Below are 6270 nucleotides of genomic sequence, written 5' to 3' on the forward strand. Positions count from 1 at the left end.
CCCGGTACCCGGCCAGTCTATGCGGGGCCGTCAACGCCCGCACGGGACAGGCCGGTGACAAGGACGGCCACCGGGGGCTACCTTGGGGATCACCATCGGCCTGCAGGGGAAGGACCGGCAATGAATCCATCACCACTCGCATCGAGGCTCGGGGCGGAGTTCCTGGGCACGTTCGTCCTGGTCTTCGGCGGCTGCGGAGCCGCGGTCTTCGCGGCCAGCGTGGTCACGGACCAGGACATCAACATGGGCATCGGCTTCCTCGGGGTGGCCCTCGCGTTCGGCCTGACCGTGCTGGTCATGGCCTACGCCGTCGGACACATCTCGGGCGGCCACTTCAACCCGGCGGTGACGCTCGGGGCGCTCCTCGCGGGGCGGATCGACCGCGGCTCGGTGCTCCCCTACTGGGTGGCGCAGCTCGTGGGAGCGACCGTCGCCGGCGCCCTCCTGCTGCTCATCGCGACGGGCAAGGAGGGCTTCGACCCGGTCGCGTCGGGGTTCGCGTCCAACGGCTTCGGGGAGCGGTCGCCGGACGGCTATTCGCTGGCCGCGGCGCTCTTGATCGAGGTGGTGCTGACGGCCGTGTTCCTCTTCGTGATCCTCGGGGCGACCGACTCACGGGCGCCCGCGGGCTTCGCGCCGATCGCGATCGGCCTGGCGCTGACCCTGATCCACCTCGTCTCGATCCCGGTGACCAACACGTCCGTGAATCCGGCCCGCTCCCTCGGCGTCGCCTGGTTCGCCGGTCCCGAGGCGCTCGGCCAGGTGTGGTTGTTCATCGTGGCACCGCTGATCGGCGCGGCAATCGCGGGCCTGAGCTACAAGTACCTCTTCCCGAACACGGAGGACGTGGTCCTGGAGCGCTGAAGGCCGAACAGGACGACGCCGGCCCCCACCCCCCGGGGTGGGCGCCGGCGTCGTCCGCCGTTTCCGCGCCGACGAGGCGCGTGCGCGGGGATCGGGTCCCCTGCGCGCCAACTCAGGCCGGGCGGTGGCGCTGCTGCCGGGGCGTCCCCTGGCGGCGCTGCCACCAGCGGTCGATCACGAGGGCCGCGAGGATCCACCCGCCGAGGGCGGTGACGAGCCAGACGAGCACGGTGGCGGCGACCCACGCGAGGCCCCCGGTGATCTCGAGCCCGCCCGGGAACAGGGTGGCCACCCACAGCGCCAGGAGCGTGGACACCAGGCCGATCCCGCCGAGGACGGCGGAGGCGTACTTACGGGCCATGTTGAACACAAACGGCGCGAGGATGGCCTGCGCGGCCGTGAAGATGCCGACGGCTACGAGGAAGCGGCCGAGCTGGAGCGTGACGCCCTCGATGACCCAGGAGGCCACGAGGAGCGCGAGGGCGGAGCCGATCAGGTTGACGGCGATGGACAGGAGCAGGCGGATCATGGCCTCTTCCCTCCCCTAGGCGGGGGCGCCCGCGAGGGCGCGCTTCTTGAGCTGCTCGAACTCGTCCGCCGAGACGGTTCCGGAATCGAGCAGCGCCTTGGCCCGGGAGATCTCCTCGGCCGGGCTCGGTGCGGTGAAGGAACGGATGTAGTGCTCGGTGGCCTCCTGGGCCTCCTGCTGGCGCAGGCTCGTGCGCACGGCCATGGTGCGGCCGCGGACGACGAGGTAGACGAGCGCCGTCAAGAGCGGCAGGAACACGAGGCAGACGAGCTAGAGCGCCTTCCACCAGCCGCCCAGTTCCTTGTCCCGGAAGAGGTCGCTGACCACGGCGATGACCGCGAACAGCGCAGAAATGAAGACAAAAGCCCAGAAGAACAAGACGATGATGCTCCAGAGAGAGCCCAGGATGTCCATGGCCACGTACCTCGCATTGAAGCAGTGCGCCCGGATGCGTCTCCGGGTGGACGGTCTCACAGGAAGGCCGGTATCGCCATCATCCCAGCCCAGGGGCGGATTGGTAAGTGATGGTTTCCGCATCGTTGCGCCGCCAGCCGATGCGGGGGAACGGCGAAGGCCCCGGATCATCCGATCCGGGGCCTTCGCGATTCGTGTGCGCGAGGGGGGACTTGAACTGATCCGTTCCCCCTCGCACACGAAATCGTGAATCGGCGTTCTGCCGCATGATTCCGCGCTTTCTGCGAGGCCCACCTGTGGATAACTGCACCGCGATTCACAACCTAGCAGCGTCGGTAGCACATGAGTTAGCACATGAAATCGGGCCGGATCACGAGAAGCGGCCTATCCGATGGCCACGCCAAAGAGTGCCCCAATGGCGTATGTGGCGATCATGGTCGCTGAGCCCATGACCACGTTCCGGAGAATTGCGCGACCGCGCGGCGCGCCACCGAGCGCAGCGCTGATCCAACCGGTGAGGAAGAGGCCGATCACAACTGCGATGGCTGCGATCCAAACTCGGTGTCCGCCGACGGGGAGCAAGATCATGATGAGTGGGATCAGCGCTCCAACGGCGAACGCAATGAACGATGACACGGCGGCTGCCCACGGGCTTGTGAACTCTTCATGGTCGATTCCGAGTTCGACCTCTGCGTGAGCGGCGAGAGCGTCCGTCTCGGTAAGCTGCACCGCGACCTGATGTGCGAGGTCATCTGAGAGGCCCCGCTGTCGATAGAGCTCGGTGAGTTCTTCAAGCTCCTCCTCGGGCATGGTTTCGAGCTCCCACCGTTCTTTTGCGATGAGCGCTTTCTCTGTGTCGCGTTGGGTGCTCACCGAAACATACTCTCCGCCAGCCATTGAGAACGCCCCGGCAACTACGGCGGCGATACCGGCCGTCGCGATTGCCAGTACGTTGTTTGGTGTAGCGGCAGCGACACCGACGACGACACCCGCGGTAGAGACGATGCCGTCGTTTGCGCCGAGCACCCCTGCACGTAGCCAGTTCAAACGTTGGCCCACGTTCTGCAGGTGGGCTTCGCCGGGATGCGGCGTGGTGCTTGAGTTGGATGCCATATTGTTCATTTCCTGTCTTGGGTCGTGCTGAAGTGAAGTTGTTCCGTCGATGCGACTGGTGATGATCGTGTGATTCGCTCAGATCGTGGGCCGACTGCACGGAGTGCGCCGAGGATGGCCACCAGGTCAACGACTTCTTGCAGCCACGCGCCGAGGAGTGCTGGGAGGAACCCGAAGGCGGCGATGAGCATGAGGCCGACGCTGATGATGATGCCGAGCCAGATGCTTTGCAGTGCGATCCGCACGGTGTCCTTGCCGATGCTCACCGCGCGCGGCAGGGCCGAGAGCGTGTCGTAGCGGTTCACGATGTCCGCAGACTCCGATGCTGCGGTTGCACCGCGCGCCCCCATTGCGAAGCCAATATCCGCAGCAGCGAGCACCGGGGCATCGTTGAGGCCGTCACCGACCATGATGAGCGGGCGGGGCTGCACGCTACTGACAATGCGAACTTTGTCGCCGGGGCGGCACTCCGCGTGCACCTCGCTGATTCCAAGGCGCCGCGCGATGGGTTCGGCGGTGGCTGCAACGTCTCCGGTGACCATGAGCGTACGCTCGATACCGAGTGCGCTCAGCTGACGGAGAGCCTGGGCTGCTTCTTCGCGCACTTGGTCGCGCATGACGATGGCTCCGGCGAAACGGCCATCGACTGAGACGTAGATTGCGAGTTCCCCAGGAGCAAGGTCTGCCAGCACGAGGTCCGGCGCGGAGTGGCGCACCCAGGAGGGCTTGCCGACACGAACCGTCACTGCCTCAGGTGCGTCAGGAGTGCGGAACACAGCCGCGACTCCGTTTGTCGCGATCTCCTCGGCATGTTCGGCTTCGACGAGCGACAAGCCGTGCTGTTTCGCGGCCTGCACGACGGAGTCCGCAAGCACGTGAGAGGAGTACACCTCCGCTGAGGCTGCGAAACGCAGCAGCTCGTCTTCGCTGGCGCGGTCGGCGGGCAGAAGGCGTTCGAGCACTGGCTTGCCGGTAGTGATGGTGCCGGTCTTATCGAATGCCGCCGAGCGGGCTCGTGAAAGCTGTTCGAGGGTGCCGCCGCCCTTGACGATCAGCCCGAACCTCGCGGCACGGCTCATGCCACCGAGAAACGCGACCGGCGCGGCGATCAGCAGCGGGCATGGGGTCGCCACCACCAGCACCTCGGCAAACCGGACAGCCTCTCCACTGACCGCCCACGCGATCCCGGCGATCACGAGCGCGAGCACTGTGAACGGCACCGCGTACCGATCTGCGAGCCGCACGACTTTGGCTTTGCTCCCCGCGGCTTGTTCGACGAGCCGAACAATCTGCTGATACTCGCTCTCGGCGGCCGGAGCCGCAGCCCGCATGGTGACTGCGGCTTGTCCATTCACCGCACCGCTCGACACTTTCTCTCCCGCGTCACGCTCAACGGGCAGACTTTCACCGGTCAATGACGACTCATCGAACACGGCGTGCTCGGAGACGAGGATCGAGTCCACAGGCACGAGTGCACCCGGCCGCACCAACAACAGATCACCCACCTCGACTTCTTCGACCGGTATGTCCTCGGTCGTGACCTCGGCAGTATGCCCGTGCATGTCCGCGCCGGGTGCGCTTGGGGCGAGGATGCGCGTGGCCTGCTGGGGTGCCTTACGCAGCAGCGCGGTCAGTTCCCGCTTCGAACGGTTCTCAGCGTAATCTTCGAGGGCCGCCCCGCCGGTGAGCATCAGCACCACCACGAGCGCCGCCCACGGCTCCCCAACGAGCACTGCAGCGGTGATTGCCGTCACCGCAAGAATGTCGAGCCCGGCGTGCCCTCGGATGAGCTGCCGGATCATCCCGACCGCCTCCCACCCGGCAATCACGAGCGCATACGCACCCACAATCCAGCTGGCCGACTCAATGGCCGGAGTCGCTAAAAGAACCAACCCGATCATAGCCACCAACAGTGTTGCGATCACGAGTGGATATGCCCTGACCAGAGATGGAAAACGGCTCATGCTTCAATCCTCCCAGGCGGGCACGCTTCTCGCATTGTTGGCCAGCCTCGCCTGAGTATCCGCGTAGCGCGTTCAGAGCAGCAATGCCCCGGCTCCTGCGGCCCCGAGCACTACCGCCCATGCCGCTGTTTTCCAGGACGTGAGTGCGACAAACGCGAGTGCCGCGACGACGAGTGATGCGGCGTTCGTGACACCCGCGGTGAATACGGGGTCGTACAGCGCGGCGGCGAGCAGCCCGACGACTCCGGAGTTCACGCCCGTCAGCACACGCTGCACTCTCGGCGCACGACGCAACCGCTCCCAGAAGGGCAGCACCCCCATCACGAGCAGCGCAGACGGCAGAAAGATCGCGAGCAGCGCAATGGATGCGCCGAGCAGCCCACTCGGGCCGCCCGTGGTGACCGCTCCGAGAAACGCGGCGAAGGTGAACAGCGGCCCTGGCACCGCCTGCGCGGCACCATACCCCGCGAGGAACGCACCCGGCTCCACCAGTCCAGTCTGCACTGTCTCAGCCTGCAAAAGCGGGAGCACGACATGCCCGCCGCCGAACACGAACGACCCCGCACGATAGAAGGTGTCAATCAGGCCTACCGTGGCGTTGCCGGTGAACACAGCAAAAATCGGCAACCCTGCGAGCAGCATGACGAACACAGCCGGGCTCAACCATCCGACTGCGGGCCGCAGGCGCACCCGGAAACGCGGTTCATCGTTCTCGGTCGTGCTCGGGGATCGACAGACGAAGAACCCCGCGATCCCGGCCAAGGCCATCGCGCCGAACATCGTCAGCGGGCCGGGTACGAGCAGCACGACAGTGAGCACCCCGACAGCAATCGTCGCTCGTCGCGCATCAGGCGTGAGTGACTTTGCCATCCCGAGCACAGCATGACCCACGACCGCGACCGCCGCAGCCTTCAGGCCCAGCACCCATCGGGACTGTGGAAATAACGGTGTATCCGGCTCGACACGCCGGGCGGTAAGCCTGGCGGGGAGGAGCCCGATATGGCCGCAACACTTGAGGCTGTGCCGAGTACGAAAACCGCTGAAAAGAAGACAGAAGTATCCGAGGGCGACGCTGCGCGCGAGCTGGTCAGAATGGCGAAGGAACAGGGCCTGTCCCTGACCGGGCCGGACGGTCTGCTCAAGCAGCTGACCAAGACCGTGATCGAGACCGCGCTCGATGAGGAAATGACCGAGCATCTCGGATATGAAAAGCACGATACGGCAGGGAAGCAGACCGCGAATTCCCGCAACGGCGTGCGCCCAAAAACGGTGCTGACGGAGACCACGGGCCCGGTGGAGGTGGACGTGCCGCGGGACCGGGAAGGGACCTTCTCACCGGTCATCGTCAAGAAGCGTCAGCGCCGCCTGACCGGTGTCGATGAGATG

Annotated in this window: 8 protein-coding genes; 2 read left to right on the top strand and 6 right to left on the bottom strand. The window is 65.9% G+C overall.

The features are described from left to right. Positions 1-120 precede the first annotated feature (120 nt). Positions 121-864 carry an aquaporin Z gene (gene aqpZ / locus ACQ3I4_RS13385; RefSeq protein WP_430633725.1) on the top strand — a complete coding sequence of 248 codons (744 nt, stop codon included), beginning with the start codon at positions 121-123 and terminating at the stop codon, positions 862-864. A 112-nt stretch (positions 865-976) separates the two neighbouring features. Here the strand turns inward: aqpZ and ACQ3I4_RS13390 are convergent, their stop codons facing one another. The 6 genes from ACQ3I4_RS13390 to chrA form a co-directional block, all read right to left on the bottom strand. Next, a complete protein-coding gene (locus ACQ3I4_RS13390) occupies positions 977-1393 on the bottom strand; it encodes a phage holin family protein (RefSeq protein WP_430633726.1) in 417 nt (138 codons plus the stop codon). Positions 1394-1408: 15 nt separating this feature from the next. Continuing rightward, complete coding sequence (locus tag ACQ3I4_RS13395; RefSeq protein WP_430633727.1) at positions 1409-1651, bottom strand: SHOCT domain-containing protein; 243 nt, start codon at positions 1649-1651, stop codon at positions 1409-1411. Between the two features lie 12 nt (positions 1652-1663). Then, entirely contained in the window at positions 1664-1807 is a 144-nt protein-coding gene (locus ACQ3I4_RS13400; protein ID WP_430633728.1) for a hypothetical protein, read from the bottom strand. Between the two features lie 384 nt (positions 1808-2191). Continuing rightward, positions 2192-2920, bottom strand: a complete 729-nt coding sequence (locus ACQ3I4_RS13405) for a VIT1/CCC1 transporter family protein (RefSeq protein WP_329861956.1) — start codon at positions 2918-2920, stop codon at positions 2192-2194. Positions 2921-2925: 5 nt separating this feature from the next. Beyond that, positions 2926-4884: a heavy metal translocating P-type ATPase gene (locus ACQ3I4_RS13410; protein WP_430633729.1), complete on the bottom strand. Its 1959-nt coding sequence runs from the start codon at positions 4882-4884 to the stop codon at positions 2926-2928. Positions 4885-4956: 72 nt separating this feature from the next. Further along, a complete protein-coding gene (chrA, locus tag ACQ3I4_RS13415) occupies positions 4957-5808 on the bottom strand; it encodes a chromate efflux transporter (RefSeq protein WP_430633730.1) in 852 nt (283 codons plus the stop codon). A gap of 75 nt (positions 5809-5883) precedes the next feature. Between chrA and ACQ3I4_RS13420 the strand changes: the two genes are divergently transcribed. After that, positions 5884-6270 (top strand): transposase (locus tag ACQ3I4_RS13420; RefSeq protein WP_430633347.1); only part of this gene is annotated, 387 nt, incomplete at its 3' end.

Source organism: Zafaria sp. Z1313 (assembly GCF_050563205.1).
Taxonomy (GTDB): domain Bacteria; phylum Actinomycetota; class Actinomycetes; order Actinomycetales; family Micrococcaceae; genus JAZDCJ01.

What these genes read in the sequence shown, in the direction of transcription:
- aqpZ (WP_430633725.1), top strand. Translation starts at nt 121, where the DNA reads ATGAATCCATCACCACTCGCATCGAGGCTCGGGGCGGAGTTCCTGGGC.
- ACQ3I4_RS13390 (WP_430633726.1), bottom strand. Translation starts at nt 1,393, where the DNA reads ATGATCCGCCTGCTCCTGTCCATCGCCGTCAACCTGATCGGCTCCGCC.
- ACQ3I4_RS13400 (WP_430633728.1), bottom strand. Translation starts at nt 1,807, where the DNA reads ATGGACATCCTGGGCTCTCTCTGGAGCATCATCGTCTTGTTCTTCTGG.
- ACQ3I4_RS13405 (WP_329861956.1), bottom strand. Translation starts at nt 2,920, where the DNA reads ATGGCATCCAACTCAAGCACCACGCCGCATCCCGGCGAAGCCCACCTG.
- ACQ3I4_RS13410 (WP_430633729.1), bottom strand. Translation starts at nt 4,884, where the DNA reads ATGAGCCGTTTTCCATCTCTGGTCAGGGCATATCCACTCGTGATCGCA.